At 55.6% G+C, this 17,596-nt stretch carries 15 protein-coding genes; 8 read left to right on the plus strand and 7 right to left on the minus strand.

What is annotated here, in order from left to right; genetic code table 11:
• Nucleotides 1-266: 266 nt before the first annotated feature.
• From OC71_RS02670 to OC71_RS28260, 4 genes are all read right to left on the minus strand, one after another.
• The gene (locus OC71_RS02670; RefSeq protein ID WP_041063845.1) at nt 267-1,301 is read right to left on the minus strand and encodes a proline racemase family protein; all 1,035 of its coding nucleotides are present in this window, start codon (nt 1,299-1,301) and stop codon (nt 267-269) included.
• Between the two features lie 74 nt (nt 1,302-1,375).
• Nucleotides 1,376-2,338 carry an ornithine cyclodeaminase family protein gene (locus OC71_RS02675; RefSeq protein WP_041063847.1) on the minus strand — a complete coding sequence of 321 codons (963 nt, stop codon included), beginning with the start codon at nt 2,336-2,338 and terminating at the stop codon, nt 1,376-1,378.
• 85 nt (nt 2,339-2,423) lie between these two features.
• On the minus strand, nt 2,424-2,633 hold the full coding sequence (locus OC71_RS02680) for a tautomerase family protein (protein WP_041063849.1): 210 nt from the start codon (nt 2,631-2,633) through the stop codon (nt 2,424-2,426).
• Nucleotides 2,634-2,693: 60 nt separating this feature from the next.
• A complete protein-coding gene (locus tag OC71_RS28260; RefSeq protein ID WP_161794891.1) occupies nt 2,694-2,870 on the minus strand; it encodes a hypothetical protein in 177 nt (58 codons plus the stop codon).
• Between the two features lie 258 nt (nt 2,871-3,128).
• Here OC71_RS28260 and OC71_RS02685 point away from each other — a divergent pair, with 258 nt between their 5' ends.
• Nucleotides 3,129-3,794 (plus strand): GntR family transcriptional regulator, encoded by a 666-nt coding sequence (locus OC71_RS02685; protein WP_041064625.1) that lies wholly within the window; start codon nt 3,129-3,131, stop codon nt 3,792-3,794.
• Nucleotides 3,795-3,912: 118 nt separating this feature from the next.
• Complete coding sequence (locus tag OC71_RS02690; protein WP_041063851.1) at nt 3,913-5,196, plus strand: FAD-binding oxidoreductase; 1,284 nt, start codon at nt 3,913-3,915, stop codon at nt 5,194-5,196.
• Nucleotides 5,197-5,219: 23 nt separating this feature from the next.
• Here OC71_RS02690 and OC71_RS02695 read toward each other — a convergent pair whose 3' ends face one another.
• The 3 genes from OC71_RS02695 to OC71_RS02705 are packed head-to-tail and all read right to left on the minus strand — an operon-like array spanning nt 5,220 to nt 8,990.
• Entirely contained in the window at nt 5,220-5,660 is a 441-nt protein-coding gene (locus OC71_RS02695) for a GNAT family N-acetyltransferase (RefSeq protein WP_041063853.1), read from the minus strand.
• Nucleotides 5,661-5,713: 53 nt separating this feature from the next.
• Complete coding sequence (locus tag OC71_RS02700) at nt 5,714-6,754, minus strand: Ldh family oxidoreductase (protein ID WP_041063855.1); 1,041 nt, start codon at nt 6,752-6,754, stop codon at nt 5,714-5,716.
• Between the two features lie 4 nt (nt 6,755-6,758).
• The gene (locus OC71_RS02705; protein ID WP_052510572.1) at nt 6,759-8,990 is read right to left on the minus strand and encodes a N,N-dimethylformamidase beta subunit family domain-containing protein; all 2,232 of its coding nucleotides are present in this window, start codon (nt 8,988-8,990) and stop codon (nt 6,759-6,761) included.
• A 252-nt stretch (nt 8,991-9,242) separates the two neighbouring features.
• On the opposite strand from OC71_RS02705, the gene lhpH reads away from it, so the two are divergent.
• The 6 genes from lhpH to putA all read left to right on the plus strand — a co-directional run bounded on the left by lhpH (nt 9,243) and on the right by putA (nt 17,462).
• Nucleotides 9,243-10,250, plus strand: a complete 1,008-nt coding sequence (lhpH, locus tag OC71_RS02710; RefSeq protein ID WP_041063857.1) for a trans-3-hydroxy-L-proline dehydratase — start codon at nt 9,243-9,245, stop codon at nt 10,248-10,250.
• A gap of 124 nt (nt 10,251-10,374) precedes the next feature.
• Nucleotides 10,375-11,196, plus strand: a complete 822-nt coding sequence (locus OC71_RS02715) for a transporter substrate-binding domain-containing protein (RefSeq protein ID WP_041063859.1) — start codon at nt 10,375-10,377, stop codon at nt 11,194-11,196.
• A gap of 56 nt (nt 11,197-11,252) precedes the next feature.
• Nucleotides 11,253-11,915, plus strand: coding sequence for an amino acid ABC transporter permease (locus OC71_RS02720; protein WP_041063861.1), 663 nt, complete (start codon nt 11,253-11,255; stop codon nt 11,913-11,915).
• Nucleotides 11,916-11,925: 10 nt separating this feature from the next.
• On the plus strand, nt 11,926-12,579 hold the full coding sequence (locus OC71_RS02725) for an amino acid ABC transporter permease (protein ID WP_041063863.1): 654 nt from the start codon (nt 11,926-11,928) through the stop codon (nt 12,577-12,579).
• The gene (locus tag OC71_RS02730; RefSeq protein WP_041063865.1) at nt 12,576-13,298 is read left to right on the plus strand and encodes an amino acid ABC transporter ATP-binding protein; all 723 of its coding nucleotides are present in this window, start codon (nt 12,576-12,578) and stop codon (nt 13,296-13,298) included. The genes OC71_RS02725 and OC71_RS02730 overlap by 4 nt, the downstream gene beginning before the upstream one ends.
• A gap of 207 nt (nt 13,299-13,505) precedes the next feature.
• Nucleotides 13,506-17,462 (plus strand): trifunctional transcriptional regulator/proline dehydrogenase/L-glutamate gamma-semialdehyde dehydrogenase, encoded by a 3,957-nt coding sequence (putA, locus tag OC71_RS02735; protein ID WP_152620425.1) that lies wholly within the window; start codon nt 13,506-13,508, stop codon nt 17,460-17,462.
• Nucleotides 17,463-17,596 lie beyond the last annotated feature (134 nt).

The raw sequence follows: 17,596 nt of genomic DNA on the forward strand, positions 1-17,596 counted from the left end.
GCTCCGCCTTCCAATGCTCCGCCCCCCTTGGAGAAGTCACTGCTCGATGATGACGGCGAAGTAAGCTTCCACTTGATCCACTATCAACGCACAAATTTATAACCAAGTGTCCAGCGACGCTGCAAATGCTGCGTCGCTGGACAAACTACAGCCCGACCTGCTCAACGCGCCAAGATCCTCGAATGCTGCAACGACTTCAAAGAATTTGATTCATTACAACTGGGATCTCTGAGCAAAATTATCGTTAGCACTTGAACAAGCGCCTATCACTGCTTCTCCACAGGCCAAGTGTCGGAAAGACGATACCCTGCCGGAAACGGATCAGTAGGATCCAGCGTGTGTTGGTGTGTGCCTGTAATCCAGGCTTGTCCGGAAATGATCGGACTGATACCTGGACGGCCACCCACGGATAATACTGAATCGATCCGACAATCGAACTCGGTGCCCAGGATCGACGTGCCGATGAAGCGATCACCCGATTTCATCTGGCCTTTTGCATGCAGGACTGCCATGCGTGCCGAGCAACCCGTGCCGCATGGGGAACGGTCTACTTTTCCGGGGCGGATAGCCACTGCATTGGCTGCGGTCAGAACGCCGTTTTTCATTTCTGCCGGGTTAGCGATCTGGCAGAAGGAAATATGCTTCCAGTCACTGTTTTCCGGGTGGACAAAACTCAATTGTTCGTTGGCTGCCTGGGTGATCTTCATGCCGTAATCGGCAATCTCTCTGGCTTCGTCAGGGGTCAGCGAGAAGCCCAGTCTTCTGGCGTCGGTAATGACGAAACTGTCACCACCATAAGCAGTATCGACGGTTAGAGACCCAATCCCGGCTACCTCGATAGTCACATCGAGTTTGTCAGCGAATGATGGCACGTTACGTACGGTAATTCGTTCAGCCTTGCCATTGCGGCAGCTTGCAACCACTTCGATCAATCCTCCTGGCGGCTCGAGGAACATGCGGGTTTCCGGCTCAACCATCGGGATGATCCCTGTCTCCAGCAGTACGGTCGCCACGCACATCGAGTTGGACCCTGACATTGGTGGCGTATCGCACGGCTCCATGATGATCCAGCCAACGTCTGCTTTCGGGTGCTTGGGCGGAACTAGCAGATTGACGTGCCGGAACACTCCGCCGCGTGGCTCATTCAAGACAAAGTTGCGCAGTGTCTGGTCGGTTTCAATGAACTTGCGTTGCTCCCAGATCGTTTCCCCCGGAGGGGCGGCAACACCGCCAACAATGACGTCGCCCACTTCACCCGCTGCATGGCAACTGACGACATGGATGACTTTGGATGATCGCATGGTATTTCTCCGAGGATTCGAGGGGCGCCTGGCGCCCGACATGTATTGAACGTGCAAACGACGAAAGGTTGGGCTTAGTGGGCAACTGAAGTCCGCTGGTAAGCCAGAATGGCGGCTGCGAGGTCTTCTACCGACGCCCCAACCGATTTGAACAGGGTCATGGCTTCATCCGGAGTCTTCAGGGCTGCGCGCCCGGAGTGTTTCCCGGCACACAGCTCGCTGAACTCGGCGATCACGTCGTCTTCGGTAATAACGCCTTTCTTAATTGGCTGGATCAGGTCACCTGTTTCCGCGAGAGCACCTTCGCGGGTATCAACGAAAATGCTGCAGCACGCCACAACATCGTCGTCGACTTCGCGCATGGCCGGGGTGAAGCTGCCGACCAGGTCCAGATGAACGCCAGGTTTCAACCACTGACCTTGTATGACCGGCTCCGTGGCCAGCGTGGCGCAACTGATGATGTCGGCGGACGCAGCGGCTGCGGGTAATTGCTGAAGCGTGACGGCTTTTGCCTGGATTCCTTTGGCCTTGATGTCGTTCGCGAAAGCTGTCGCAGCTTCGAAGTTGAGGTCGTAAACAATGACCTCTTCCAGATCTCGAACCGATCGATGCGCGCTGACCAGATATCGTCCCATACGGCCGGCCCCGACCATCAGCAGTCGTTTCGAATCGGCACGAGACAGATAGCGAGAGGCAAGCGCAGAAGCCGCGGCTGTGCGGCGGGCTGTCAGTTCATTGCCATCAAACTGACCCAGCGGCAGGCCGGTTTTCGCACAGCTGAGGAGATAGTGGCTGCTGAGCCCCGGTTGGCCTTTTGCATTGTTCCCGGGGAACACGGTGACTTGCTTGACCCCCAGATACTCGCCCTCGATCCATGCTGGCATCAGCAACAGCATGGCGGCGGGGTCGCCCGGTACTTCTATCTTGTGGTGATGACGCACAGGGGAATGCACGGTGCGGGTGAATATATCGGATAACGCACTCATCAGCGCGTCCCAAGGCAATGCATCGGCCAGTTGTTGGGCATTCAAATACATGAGTGAAACTCGACATTGAAGGATAGAGAACACAGCGCTTCGAGATTGATCGCGTTCAATCCGCAAACGCCATTCAGGGAGTCGTTTAACGCTGGGGCGAGGGCGCAGTGACGGAGGCACTAAGCGGTTCGCCGGCAATTACCCAGTCGGAGGGCGCCACATCGGTGAATGTGATGGTGACGTCCCTTGGCGCGGAACCGAGGATCCTGGAAAAGGCAGCCGTTATTTCACGTGCCAATTCGTGCTTTTTATCGCCTTGTCGTCCGGCGAGCATTTCGATTTTTACTATCGGCATTCCGTGTTCTCCTGAGTGTTCGCGCTGCGAGCGTCGAAGGCGGGTTGCGATAAGCCCGTATCAAAGAATTAACAAATGTTCGCTGGAGCCGGGCTCATTCATCAGATCGTGGAAAAAAGACCTGAGGTCGTCGTACTTACCGGTTTTCTGGGCGGAGTGCCGGGGCGCGCCGGGGGCGACTGTCGTTTTGTCGACGACCCGCGATTGTTTGGCAGGCTTTTTGGGGGGCGAATGCATGCAGGTTCCTCCTGTTGTTCTTGTTGGCAGGTATGCAGCGCAAGCACGGCGTTCGTCGCTTGACACCGAGTGAGTCAAACTCTAGATTGAATATCGTATACGTTGATGGTGGTGTCAACGGGTTTTTAGGGGCTGATGAAGCGCGTCAGTCACCCGGCGAGGCTGTATCACCAGAGAGACCAGCCGATGGTAAGCTACGGGCTGATATAGAATACGTTATTCGATCGTGGCTTCCCGATTGCACACATGGAGTTCAAATTGCCCCTAAGTCCTGCAGATCTGCCGTCACTTGGCTCCGCGCCTACGGCGTCCGATATCATCGCCAATCACATTCGCGAGGCGATCATCACGGGTGACTTCGATGAAGGCGAACCGATTCGCCAGGACGACGTCGCCAAGTTGTTCGATGTCAGTAAGATACCAGTGCGTGAAGCGCTCAAACGCCTCGAAGCCGAAGGCCTTGTCGAGTTTCAGCGCAACCGCGGTGCTGTCGTCAAGAGCATTTCCGAGCCGGAAATTGCGCAGATTTTCGAAGTCCGGGCAATGCTGGAGTCCAGTGCGCTGAAACTGTCCGTGCCACTGATGACCGAAGCCACTTTCAAGAGAGCCGAGCAGTATTGTGACGAGTTCGCGCAGGAGACCAACGTGGCGCGCTGGGCGGAGCTCAATTGGCAGTTTCATTCCTGCCTCTATGAGGATGCCAACCGACCGTTCCTGATGAACCTCATCCGTTCGGTCAATGACCGAATAGAGCGCTACTTGAGAATTCAACTGACCTTATCCGGTGGCACAGGGGTCGATGATCGCGAACACCGGCAGATCCTGGCGGCATGCCGCAAAGGCGATGCCGAGGAGGCTGCTGAGTTGCTGCGTCAGCACATCACCAAGGCGTGTGAGTCACTGTTGGACAACATTCGCAAGTAAATTCAGGCGTAGGTGTCCGCAATGCCGTAGCCTGCGCTACGGCGATTTTAATTCACCATTGTGCGTATACCATATCCGATAATTTTCGGAATTTGACGCAGTCTTCAAGGGGGGTTATATGGCGCCTGTTCGTTCTTACGAGCGCTTTCGCTTGTTTTCAGAGAGGGTGGTAGTCGTAGGTGGAGGCATCGTAGGGACTTGCTGTGCGCTGTATCTTCAAAAGGAAGGGTATGCCGTTACTTTGATCGATCCCGCCGCGGCAGGCGACAGTACTGCCAAGTGGAGCTGCGGCCAAATGGCCATCGGCGAAGTGGTTCCACTTTCCAGACCTGGGGTGATGCAGAAGATTCCGGGGTGGCTACTCGATCAGGAAGGCCCCCTGGCGTTGAGAGCCAGCGCATTGCCAGGCATGTTGCCGTGGTTCCTGAGGTTTCTGGCGTGTGCCAAGCAATCGAAATCCGAAGAAATTGCTCGGGATATCGCCAGTCTTACACTTCATGCGCACTCGGACTATGCGCCATTGTTACAGGCTTGTACTGAGCAAGGGTTGCTACGCGAAAGTCCTGTGATCAAGTTGTTTGAGTCCGCAGCAGGTATGGAACAGGAGCGTCCCTATTTGGCGTTCCGAACAGCCTTGGGCTTCAAAGCAGAAATACTGGATGCCGCGGCAATTGCCGATCTTGAACCTTCGCTAGCGGGCAGATTCAGTCACGGCTTACTCTTTCCTGACTGGCGCTCGGTAAGCGACACCGAGGGGTTTATTGCAGCGTTGACGCAAAGCTTTATCGACCAAGGCGGTGTTCGGGTCCGTGGTCAGGTCAAACGCTTGGATGAAGGGGGCGAGCGTGCAAGCGGCGTCACGCTGGCCGATGATGAGCGCTACGCGGCCGATCATGTGGTGATCGCAGCCGGTGTCGGTTCGCGAAAGTTTTTTGCCCAGCTAGGCGTACAGATTCCTTTGGTCGGGATCGCCGGGTACCAAGTGCTTCTGCCAGCGGAGGTAGAAAGAGTGCAACACTCGATCATTTTCCCCGATGGTGGTTTTTGCATCAGCCCCATGACACGTGGCTTGCAAATCGGTGGCACCATGGAGTTTGCACGACATAATGCCGAGCCGAATTTCAAACGCGCAGAAATCATTCTTGAAAAGGCGCGCAAGATCATTCCCGGATTGCGACTGAGTGACCTGGAGTACGGCGTCGGTTACCGACCGTATTTACCAGACACCAAGCCCGTGATCGACCGTAGTACCCGGCTATCGAATGTATTCATGGCTCTAGGGCATGGTCAGCTTGGTCTGACCTTGGGGGCCACGACCGGCCGACTCATTGCGCAGATGATTGCCGGCCGCACACCCGCGCAGAATCTGGAACCTTTCAGTGCCAAGCGTTTCTCCATATGACAGGATCGCGGCCGGAATCGGGTTTACCCCTCTGACTTGCGCATGAAGTTCAGACCGGCCGCAGCGGTGGCAAAACCCCATTTCTCATAGAACGGGACCATCTCGTCCAGGCAGTAGAGTTCGCGGTGTTTAATGTTAACCAACGCCGGATCGTTCAGCACTGTGTTCATTAGTACAGCGCCCAGCCCGGTCCCTCGCCACGTCTCCTTGACAATAATGTCGAAGATCATCGCCTTGTAGACGCCGTCGGTCATTGCTCGGGCGAACGCGACAAGTTCATCGTTCTGCGGGTCAATGAAAGCGAAGAGCGGGCCGCCCGATTGCACCATCTTTTCTACATCTGCACTGATGCGTCCCTTGGTCCACCATTCGGTTTGAAAAAGCGCCACCAGTTGTTCGATGTGTGAAGACGATAGCGATTGGTGAAGTTCCAGTTTGTCGGTGTCGCGGGATAGGTTGCTCATGTCTTTTCCAGAATGTTGCTTTTGAGGTGGGGGGAATGTATCTGTGAATGTGATCAAGGTGCCTGCATGGCGTTGTCCGCGGCCATTTGCTGCAGATCCGCAATGGCTTTTTTTGTAAGGGAAATGCCTTGGGTCAGTGCGGTGTGCCGGTTCTTGTGGCGCCTTGCACCTGGCAGTCGATCCTGACCGGCTTCTATCAAACGGTTGCACAGGATCGCAGCGCGCTGGCTGAAGTCGGTTGTGCCGCCACGATCCGGGTCGATCATGATCAATAACTGCCCGGCCTTTGGCGTCTGCGCACCAACGCAACTGCCGAAGTCGTTCTCGAACGACAATTGTCCTCCGGTCAGGGCGCCAGCCAACAGTTCGACCATGAGTGCAATCGAAGAGCCCTTGTATCCGCCGAATGTGTTTAATGCGCCGCTGGCCAGCACCGCATGTGGGTCGGTAGTAGCGTTACCTGAGCTGTCGACGCCGGTGCCGGGCGGTAGTGGCCGATCGTCTAGCGCATGCAGCCTAACTTCGCCATTGGCCATGACACTGGTCGCCTGGTCCACCACCAGTGGTTCAGCGCCGGCGACCGGCGTTGCAAAGGCAATCGGGTTGGTTCCGAAAACCGCTGTGTGTCCGCCGTGCGGGACGACATTTGCCAGACCGTTGACGAAGCTGATCGCGACAAGTCCTTTGAGTGCGAACGGTTCAACGTCAGGCCAGAGTGCACTGAAATGGTGGGAATTTCGGATAGCGACGACGGCTACGCCGGTAGCTTCGATAGCTACATCAATGGCCTTCGCAGCGGTGGCCAGGGCTGGTTGGGCGAATCCGTTGCGGGCATCGATGCGGATGAACGAGGGGCTTACGATATTTACTTCGGCATTGGCTTGTCCGTCCACCCAGCCGGTTTTCAGCGATTCCACATAACCTGGCATGCGAAAGATGCCATGGCTCAGCGCACCATCGCGCTCGCAGCCTGCGCAATTGGCGGCCAGGATCTCAGCGACGAAATCAGATGTTCCGTGGCGGATGAAGATTTTTCTCAACAGCAGGCTGAGTTCGTCGAAGTCCATGCGTACTAAAGAAAGATCGTTTTTCATGGCGTCAGTCTTCTTTTAAGGAGGTGGCGGAGTTGGGGGAGGGTTGTCCCAGGTCATCGGAGCGGCATGAGAGTTGGAGAAATTTGCGCAGGCAGTTTTCCAGCAGGCGCGACACGTTGTTGTCGTAGTGGTTGTGCGAGAGGCTGCCGCAAAACGTAATAGACCCGACCGAGAACAGACCTCCGCCGTTCTCGTCGACGCCATAGATGATGTTCGAGCGGATGCCGCCGTAAGGTCGCGGGCCACCATCGAATACACCCGGAAGCAGAAGCTCTTCGAAAGTGGTTTCGAAGGTCGGGCCATGACCTTCAGAGGCAGCAACTACCGAAACGAAGTCCGGGGTACCCAAGTCCGAACAGACTTGGTCGATCTCGAACCCGGCAGCTCCGCCTCCCGAAAGACCGAAATCGCCTATTCGCTGATCGGGTGCAATACCCTCAAACAGAAAGTTCAGTTCACTACGATACGATTCCGGAGTGCGGACGTAGTACGTCCCCTCGAATGCGCCTTCGGCGGTGAAACCTACGCCGGCGACTTGTTGCGGTGCGATTCCGTTGCGACGCCACAAGCCGCCATACTCGCCATCGAGTTGGTGGTAATACTCACCGGGCTGGCTGGCCCAGACCCGCATACCACCTTCTGCGCGACGCACCTCGATCATATGAGGGAGCTGTGAATGGCGGCCGATTTTCCAGTAGAAGCCGTTACCGCCGAGGTACATCAGTTTGCCGCCGCGCTCGCGGTAGGTGATCAGCGCTTCCAGTGTGCGGCGCGTTTGATACTCAGGCTGGGTCCCGGTTAGCACGACATCGTAGTGCGTCAGGGCATCAACGCCTTCACGATCCAGATCTTCATCGGTAATGACGTCGAAGTCGTACTCTTTGGCTTTCAACCAGTCGGTCAGATGCGAGTCCGAGGCAAAGCCACGCATCCCGGAACCTCGCTCGTCGAGATAGACCAGATAGGCAGGGCGCATAGTCATGATCGGCCGCAATCGGGATGAAAGGGTTATCCCTGACCCATCCGGGTGACAGTTGTAGTTTGAATATCCAAATGTACCGATGACATCCGGATTATGAGGATAGGCATTCCACTCACTGACTCGGTTCTGCAGCGCGCCGGCGAATGTTCCGCGGGCATGGTTCGCATAGGCCTGATAGGTAAACGTGGGTGCCAGAAAGAGAATTTTGCGTCGAGGCAAGCCTGCACCGGGTAGAACGTAGAACGGGATAGTGTCGCTGCCTGACGGGTGATCGACGATAAGTCCGTAAACACCCGATGGCATACCGGCAGGCACTCGAACCGCAATGGTCGTGCTCCACTGACAATCGCTCAGATCATCAGCGTGAAAAGCGATGGCGGCATATTCGTCAGGCGCGTTTTTCCAGTCCATGTTGCGGCCGGTCCAACCCGAAGAGCGCACGCCACGCATCGGCATGTTGACCAAGGTGAGATGGCGCGAGGGATCAATGTCATCTTCAATCGTTTGCTTGAATGCATCATTGGCAAAAGACCAGCGCGCAAGCACTTCGATGTCGGTACTCGTGCCAACCTGAGTGCGGGTCAGGCATGGAGCCTCGATGGCGCCATTGAGGCAATCGACGGGATGGCCGCTCCAGATGGCAGCGAGAGTCAGATGACTGGTGTTCTTGAGCAAGGCGTGAAGCCCTTCCAGGCAGGTGCTGGATTCGGCGGTTTCTCGTCTGCCCACCAGCCTCGATCGAACAACGATGTCTTGCACGCCAAAGCCGATTTCCAGCTGAGTCCAACGGTTGATTTCCAGGCAAAGACCAAGCTCCAGGCGGGTGTGTTCCCCCAGCCGTTTTAACTCAAGCGTGCCCGCGTTGAGGATCAATGCGAAGCCCGTCGTTGCAGTTTCATCCTGCCACGAAAAAATTACTTGGTCGGCGGTGCTGTACAGCGTGGGCTTTATAAGCAGCGATAATGTCAGGTTGCTGGTATCGCTGAGACAGGGCAGGGGAGCAACTGCACACGATCCGAGGTAAGTCTTTTGTTCGGTTGCCCGATAGCTCTCGTCCAGGTCGAAATCCACGTCCACGCTTTTGAGGCCTGGGCCCTGCGGATTGGGATCGCAGCAGTCAAGCCGAACAACCCTGGCGCGAATATCCATATCACCTGCCGAGGAAATCTTGAATTCGAGAAGTTTTCCGGGTTGCGCACTGAGCGGCGTGACATAGCCGATGACGGCCGGCGAATCGATTTCTGAATGAGTCATACATCTGATACCTGATGTTTTTATCGAATATCGTATACCGTATCGCCTGTGTCAATGACGTCATCAAGTCATAGCCGGGCTGGATTCTTTCCTTCTTTATAGGCCTTCCATTTGCCTGCCTATCGATCAGCCTTGATCAGCGGACTTGCTATTTGACAGTTGACGAACATCGTTTATCGTATACCATATCTGAAATGGCGATCTATTTACGCCATTTCTAGCTTTCGCAACCCTGAGATACGGAGAATACGAATGCAGTACGAACGATCATTTGCCACGGTTGAGCTGCACACGAGCGGGGAAACGTTCCGTCTCGTTACCCAGGGGCTACCCAAAGTGCCTGGTGCGACCATTGTCGAGCGCAGTACCTGGTTGCAGCAGAACGCCGACCATTACCGGCGAGCCCTCATGCTTGAGCCACGCGGTCACAAGGATCTGTACGGCGGTTTTCTGACTGAGCCGGTGAGTGTAGGCGCCGATTTCGGCATCATTTTCCTGAACAACATGGGCTATAGCCCACATTGCGGTCACGGTGTGATCGCGCTGGCAACGGCTGCTGTGGAGCTGGGCTGGATTGAGCGAAAAGCCCCCGAGACCCGTGTAGGTATCGATGCGCCATGCGGCTTCATCGAGGCGTTCGTCGAGTGGGATGGTGTGCGGGCAGGGGCGGTACGTTTCGTCAACGTAGCATCGTTCATCTTCGAGCGAGATGTGACAGTGACCACGCCAACGTTCGGCAAGGTGACCGGTGATATCGCCTACGGCGGCGCGACTTACTTCTACGTCGATGGCCGGCCACATAATATCGCCATACGCGAGAAGGATCTGTCCACCCTCACTCAGTTCGGTTATGAAATCAAAACCGCCATCAATGCCCGGGGTTCGTTCATTCACCCTGAAATCCCCGAGTTCAATGATGTGTACGGCGTAATGGTGTATGGCGATCCGCGTCACGAGGGGTCAAGCCAGGCCAACTGCTGCGTGTATGCCGATCGTGCGATCGACCGGTCGCCAACCGGATCGGGCACCGCGGGCCGCGTTGCACAACTCTATCTGCGTGGTGAACTATCGGCCACCGATGCATTGATCAATGAATCCATTATCGGGACCGTTTTCAAAGGTCGCGTGCTCAGTGAGACAAAGGTAGGTCCGTTGGACGCCGTTATCCCCGAGGTAAGCGGTAAGGCACATATCTGTGGTTTCGCGAACTGGATCATCGATGAGACCGATCCACTTACCTACGGTTTTCTCGTCCAGTGATACCAACAATAATGATCTAAGAGCTGTAATTTTACTGCCCCGATAATACGTATACGATATCCAAGATACGCTAAAATATGCGTATCTTGTTTCTGAGTTCAGCCAACAAACGAGGGGAACAAAAATGCGCATCAACTCACTCATTCTGGCCGCAGCCGTCGCCGCTTTGAGCACTACTGCCGTTCACGCAGACCAGTTGGACGATATCATTTCGTCGGGCAAGCTGCGTTGTGCGGTAGAACTTGACTTCCCGCCTAACGGCGCGCGAGACAAGGACAACAAGCCGATCGGCTTCGATGTCGACTACTGTAATGACCTGGCCGCCGCTCTTGGTGTGAAGGCGGAAATCGTCGATACCCCGGATCCGGACCGGATTCCCGCGGTGCTGTCGGGCCGGGCCGATGTCGGGATTGCCGTGGCCTCCGATACCTTGGAGCGCGCAAGGACGATCGGTTTCTCTATTCCTTACTTCGTGTTCAAAACCATCATCCTCGCCCGAGAAGACGCCGGCATTCATAGTGTTGCCGATTTCAAAGGGCACACAGTGGGAGGGCCGGCCGGAGCCTATGAAACGACCGCTCTGAACGAGGCAGTGAAAAAGATCAATGATCCCGCCACCAAGATGCTGACCTTTCAGTCGCAGTCGGACAGCTTCCTTGCACTTAGCCAGAAGAAAATTGATGCGACATACACCACTGCGACGATTGCTACCCACGTGATCAATTCGGGTAAGTACCCGGGATTGAAGATCGTCGGTGATGCCCCTGTCGATCCCGATTACTGCGCGTTTCTCGTGCAACGCCAGGAGCAGGGCTTGCTCAACTACGTGAATCTTTTCCTGAACCGCCAGGTGCGCTCGGGTCGCTATGCAGAGCTCTACGCCAAATGGGTCGGAACTGAAGGTGGGCCGGCTCCGGATCTGACTGTCTCAGGCACCTATCGTTAAGGAAACGGAGCATTCGTTCCGCATAACAAAAACCTTTCGCGTAAAAAGGTAATCGTATGTCTTATACCTTCCAGTGGCGCCCGGTTCTGGAATCGCTTCCGGATATGTTATCGGGAGCGGTAGTCACTCTGGAGATAGCCACGCTGGCGATGGCAGTTGGTACGGTGTTGGCGATCCTGCTGGCGCTTGCAAAACGATCGGGTAACAAAACCCTTTCTGGCTTGGCCAGTGTATGGATCGAAACGGCGCGCAATACCCCGGCGCTATTTCAGATTTACATGGTGTATTTCGGGCTGGGCTCCATTGGAGTGGGTATCGACTCGTACTATGCACTCTTGCTTGGTATTACGTTCAACAACGCAGGCTATCTGGCAGAAACGTTCCGGGGCGGCTTCTCCGCCGTCCCGGAAACGCAAGTCCGCGCTGCTCGTTCATTGGGTATGGGAGCTGTTCAGACGTTGTGGCACATCGTGCTCCCGCAGATGTTGCGGGCGGTGTTTCACGCCATGACCAACCAGATGGTCTGGTCGATTCTGATGACTTCTCTCGGAACCATCGTGGGTCTGACGAGCGACCTGACGGGGGTTACTCAGCAGCTTAATGTCATGACTTATCGGACATTCGAGTACTTCTTCGTCGCGGCTTGCCTGTACTACCTGATATCGAAAATATTCACGATTTGCGCGCGGCTATGTGCTTGGCGCCTGTTTCGTTATTGAGAGGTGCGCCATGTTTTTTGAAGGGACATTAGCGTGGAGCGACATCCTTTTTCTGTTGAAGGGTGCTGTTGTCACAATCGCGATTACGTTGGCTGCGGTCGGGATAGGCACATTGCTCGGCACACTGTTTGGTGTAATCAGAGCCGGTGCCGCGTGGTGGATAAGCTCTCCCATCGGTTGGGTGCTGGATATCTTTCGTTCTGTGCCGCTGTTGATTCAATTGGTCATATTCAATTCGTTCAACAGCATGTTTCGCCTGAACTGGCCAACTTACGTAGTGGCGTGTATTTGCCTTGGCGTCTATGCCGCAGCACTGTGCACCGAAATCGTCAGGAGCGGGGTGGCGGCAGTGCCTGCGACCACCCGCCGTGCCGCGCGATCACTGGGCCTTTCCTGGCGCCAGGAGGTGGCCTCGATCACCTTGCCGATCGCCACCAGAATCGTGTTCCCGAGCTGGATCGGTCTGGCCCTCGGGATCATGAAAGACACCTCGCTAGTGTTGTGGATCGGCATTATCGAACTGTTGCGTAGCTCGCAGATTGTTACAACTCGAGTGCAGGAACCGCTGACCATTCTGGCCATTACCGGCGTGATCTATTTCTTAATGAGCTTCCCTATTGCGAGACTCGGCGCTCGCCTTGAGAAAAGGTGGCAAATACAATGATAAAAATTGAAGACGTACATAAACACTTTGGCGCCTTGCATGTACTCAAGGGCGTCAGCCTGAGCGTAAATAAAGGCGAAGTGCTATCGATGATCGGTGGTTCGGGTTCCGGCAAGTCGACCATGCTGATGTGTATCAATGGTCTGGAAGATATCCAGCAAGGTCGTATCAGTGTCGATGGTATTCATGTCCATTCGAAAAAAACCGACCTCAATCAACTTCGGCAAAAAATCGGCATCGTCTTTCAGCAGTGGAATGCGTTTCCCCACATGACCGTGCTCGAAAACGTGATGCTCGCGCCAAGAAAAGTCCTGGGCAAATCGAAACAGGAAGCCGAGGCGATCGCCGTCGAAAAACTCCGGCATGTCGGTTTGGGTGAAAAGCTGACGGCGTTCCCATCGCGCCTGTCGGGTGGCCAACAGCAACGCATGGCTATTGCCCGGGCATTGGCGATGTCGCCAGATTACATGCTGTTCGACGAGGTGACATCAGCCCTCGATCCGCAATTGGTCGGCGAGGTGCTTGATACCTTGCGCATGTTGTCTCACGAAGGGATGACGATGATCGTGGTAACCCATGAAATGCGTTTCGCCCGTGAGGTTTCAGATCGTGTGGCTTTTTTCCATAAAGGACAGATCCACGAATTAGGGACGCCCGAACAGATCTTCGACCATCCTGAAAAAGCTGAAACCGCAGACTTCCTGCGCTCGGTACTCTGAAGATCGCGCCCTTGCAATAAGGGCGGCGAACATCGCGGCTACCGTATCAACCGGTAGCCGCGATGTTGACGCCGATTACGTCATTCTACTTGGCGGCAATCATTGCCTTTGCGCCCTGAAGTTGCCAGGAGTTTCGTACTGGCGCGTCTTCAATTCGGTTCATGACCGCTCCATTTTCCTTTTAACGGTTTCCTTGGCTGAGCTCTAATAATGGCGACTACCCTCGGTGTGAAACTCGACGACCTGACCCGTGAACGTCTCAAATCTGCCGCTGCATCAATTGATCGAACCCCGCATTGGTTGATCAAGCAGGCCCTTTTCCATTGTCTGGAAAAGCTTGAAGGCGGCATTACGCTGGATGAGCTGCTAGGCACGCACCTCGGTGATCCGGAGGAACAAGGAGAACTGGCAGCGGTGGAGACGGCCTGCCAACCCTTTCTAGACCTGGCCGAAAACATCCATCCACAGTCGGTGCTCAGAGCGGCGATTACTTCAGCTTATCGGCGGCCAGAGGAGGAGATGGTACCCATGCTGCTTGAGCAGGCACGTCTGCCTGCAGAGATGGCCTCTTTGACAGCCGGACTGGCTACAGACATTGCCGACAAGCTGCGCAATCAAAAAAACGCTAGCGGACGGGCAGGGCTTGTGCAGGGATTACTTCAGGAGTTCTCCCTGTCCTCGCAGGAAGGTGTTGCTTTGATGTGCCTGGCCGAAGCGCTGTTGCGCATTCCGGATAAGGGCACGCGCGATGCGTTGATCAGGGACAAGGTCAGTAATGGCAACTGGCAGACGCATATCGGCAAAAGTGGCTCTCTGTTCGTGAATGCTGCGACGTGGGGGTTGCTGCTGACCGGGAAACTGGTCGCGACTCATAGTGAATCCGGAATGACCTCTACGCTTACACGCATCATCGGCAAAGGTGGAGAGCCGCTGATTCGTAAAGGCGTAGACATGGCGATGCGTGTCATGGGCGAACAGTTTGTCACCGGCGAAACCATTGCGCAGGCATTGGCAAATGCTACCCGATTCGAGTCCAAGGGCTTTCGCTACTCCTACGACATGCTCGGTGAAGCGGCACTGACCGAGCATGACGCACAGAAATACCTGGCGTCCTACACTCAGGCCATTCATGCCATTGGCAAGGCCTCCTACGGCCGTGGAATCTACGAAGGCCCCGGCATATCAATCAAGCTTTCGGCACTGCACCCACGCTACAGCCGCGCCCAATATGATCGGGTGATGGATGAGCTGTACCCGCGGCTGCTGTCGCTGACCCTGTTGGCCAAGCAATACGACATCGGCCTGAACATCGACGCCGAAGAGGCTGATCGTCTGGAGCTGTCGCTGGATCTGCTCGAGCGCCTTTGCTTCGAGCCACAGCTGACTGGCTGGAACGGCATCGGTTTCGTGATTCAGGCGTACCAGAAGCGTTGCCCATACGTGATCGACTACGTGATCGACCTGGCTCGCCGCAGCCGTCATCGCCTGATGATCCGTCTGGTGAAAGGCGCGTACTGGGACAGCGAAATCAAGCGCGCCCAGGTCGAAGGCCTGGAAGGCTATCCGGTCTACACCCGCAAGGTGTACACCGACGTTTCCTACATCGCCTGCGCGCGCAAACTGCTGTCGGTGCCGGAAGTCATCTACCCGCAGTTCGCCACGCACAACGCCCACACCCTGTCGGCGATTTATCACATTGCCGGTCAGAACTATTACCCGGGCCAGTACGAATTCCAGTGCCTGCACGGCATGGGCGAACCGCTCTACGAGCAGGTAGTCGGCAAAGTTTCCGAAGGCAAGCTGAACCGTCCGTGCCGCGTGTACGCACCGGTTGGTACTCACGAAACCCTGCTGGCGTACCTGGTGCGTCGTCTGCTGGAAAACGGCGCCAACACCTCGTTCGTCAATCGCATCGCCGACCAGTCAATCACCCTCCAGGAATTGGTTGCTGATCCGGTGTTGACTGTAGATGCAATGGCTTTTGAGGATGGTGCTCACGGCCTACCACATCCAAAGATTCCGTTGCCAAGGGATTTGTACGGGGTCGATCGTGCCAACTCCGCCGGAATCGACTTGACGAATGAACATCGCCTTGCCTCTCTTTCCTGTGCGTTGCTCGCTACTGCGAACACTGAATGGGTCGCCACACCTATGCTGGGTGGAGGCGGGCGATCGGGTGAGGTTAAACCGGTCCGCAATCCCTCAGACTTGCGAGACATCGTGGGGCACGTCCAGCCGGCTGACCTGGAAGATGTCGAACAGGCACTGGGACATGCAACCAGTGCTGCCCCTATCTGGCAGGCAACGCCCGTCAGCGAACGGGCGCAAATTATGGAACGGGCAGCGGACCTGATGGAGGCGGATATTCAACCGCTCATGGGCCTGCTCGTGCGAGAGGCCGGGAAAACCTTTGCCAATGCTATTGCCGAAGTGCGAGAGGCTGTCGACTTTCTAAGGTATTACGCCACACAGGCTCGCAAGGAGTTTACCAATGATGCTCATCGGCCATTGGGGCCGGTAGTCTGCATCAGCCCTTGGAATTTCCCGTTGGCTATTTTCACCGGCCAGGTCGCTGCCGCATTGATGGCAGGCAATACAGTTCTGGCCAAACCAGCCGAGCAGACATCATTGATCGCCGCGCAAGCTGTACGCATTCTGCTTGAAGCCGGTACTCCGATTGGCGTACTGCAGCTTTTGCCGGGGCGTGGCAGTGTCATCGGCTCGGCGCTAATCAGTGACGACCGAGTCAAGGGGGTCATGTTTACCGGGTCGACAGAGGTAGCACGTCTGCTGCAAAAAAATATCGCCGGACGCCTCGACGCAATAGGTCGCCCGGTTCCGCTGATTGCAGAGACGGGCGGCCAGAACGCAATGATCGTTGACTCATCGGCGCTGACCGAGCAGGTCGTCATTGATGTTGTGGCTTCCGCTTTTGACAGTGCCGGCCAGCGCTGCTCAGCGTTGAGGGTGCTGTGCCTTCAGGATGACTCAGCGGATCGAGTAATCGAGATGTTGAAAGGCGCTATGGCTGAATGTCGGCAAGGCAACCCGGACCGGTTAAGCGTGGACATTGGACCAGTCATTGATGCCGAGGCGAAAGCGGGCATCGATAAACACATCGAAAGCATGCGTGCCAAAAGTCGCTCGGTTTACCAGACTTCAATCATTTCAGGTGAGGATTTCCGCAGAGGCACATTCGTACAGCCGACGTTAATCGAGTTGGAAAGCATTGATGAACTGGAACGAGAGATCTTCGGGCCGGTACTTCACATCGTTCGCTATAGCCGCAAGAATCTCGATCGACTGATCCAGCATATCAATGGTTCCGGGTACGGGCTGACGTTGGGGGTGCATACCCGTATCGATGAAACCATAGCCAAAATCATTGGGAATGTTCACGCGGGCAATGTTTACGTAAACCGTAACATCGTCGGAGCAGTTGTCGGCGTGCAGCCATTTGGAGGAGAAGGCTTGTCCGGCACCGGGCCGAAAGCCGGTGGACCTCTTTACATGTATCGCCTGCTGTCGACAAGACCGGAGCATGCTTTGTCCAAAGCGTTTGGTGAATCCGACGCGCAGAATGCTCCAGAACAAAGTGCTCGCGAAAGTTTGTTGCGACCACTTAAGTCTCTCGTTGTTTGGGCTCATTCCATTAGAAATAACGCGCTGTATTCACTCTGCACGACATTTGAAACCGAATCGCAAAGCGGACTGACACGTGTGCTGACCGGGCCTACGGGTGAGCGAAACACTTACACGATTCTGCCTCGGTCTCGTGTGCTTTGCATCGCTCACACGGAAGCGGATCTGCTGGTGCAACTGGCGGCTGTACTCGCCGTAGGCAGTCAAGTCTTGTGGGTCGAAAACCCAGAAACAAAGGCGTTGTTCAGCAAACTTCCTGAAGCAGTACAGCGCGTTATCAGTAGAGCTGTGGAATGGAACAGCGGAACGGTGGAGTTCGACGTCGTTCTTCATCATGGGCATTCAGATCAATTGCGGCATTTATGCCAACTCATCGCTTCTCGGCCAGGGGCAATCATCAGCGTTCACGGCCTGTCACCTGGTGAGTGCGACATTCCACTGGAACGGCTGGTCATCGAGCGGGCGGTGAGCGTAAACACCGCCGCCGCAGGTGGTAACGCAAGCCTGATGACCATCGGTTAAGCGAAGGGCAGGGGGCTGACAGGGAACGTCGGCCGTTTGACGTGATTTCTCGCAACCAGCGATCTCCATTTGTAGGAGCAGTGATGTTCAGACCCGTTCTGGCTTTGATGAACCGTGCGCGATATGCGCAGAAG

Source organism: Pseudomonas sp. W15Feb9B (genome assembly GCF_000828175.1).
Taxonomy (GTDB): Bacteria; Pseudomonadota; Gammaproteobacteria; order Pseudomonadales; family Pseudomonadaceae; genus Aquipseudomonas; species Aquipseudomonas parakoreensis.